Genomic DNA, 443 nt, shown 5'->3' on the forward strand with positions numbered 1-443 from the left:
CCCCCCCCCCCCCCCCCCCCCCCCCCCCCCCCCCCCCCGTCGCAAGCCACCACCGGAGCGGCGGTCCACCCGGCGGAAGCCACTTCCGGAGTGGGGGACTTCGCTGCGGAAGCCACCGCCGGAGGGGCGCTCGCCACGGTCATCGCGGCGGTAACCGCCGCCCTGGCGGTCGTCACGGTCGCGGCCGTAGCCACCGCCCGACGGGCGGTCGTCACGACGGAAGCCACCGCCGGAGGGGCGCTCGCCACGGTCGTCACGTCGGTAGCCGCCGCCCTCGCGGACGTCACCGGCGAGGCCGAATCCACAGCCCCACGCGACGACGACACGGTCGGCCAGTCGTATGACGCCAGGGCGCTAGACACCGCGCGCGCCACCGACGTCGAGGGGGAGAGCGCCCGGGTGGGGTACATATTCCAGGAGACAGAATCTCTCGGGGGGCTCGG

General features: G+C 75.8%; 1 protein-coding gene. It reads left to right on the forward strand.

Going from position 1 to position 443, the window contains the following annotated elements:
* Window positions 1-90: 90 nt before the first annotated feature.
* On the forward strand, window positions 91-443 hold a 353-nt coding region (locus tag PUR71_RS02745; protein ID WP_329924683.1), incomplete at its 3' end, for a hypothetical protein.

The sequence above is a fragment of the Streptomyces sp. SP17BM10 genome, from assembly GCF_036322405.1.
Lineage (GTDB): Bacteria > Actinomycetota > Actinomycetes > Streptomycetales > Streptomycetaceae > Kitasatospora.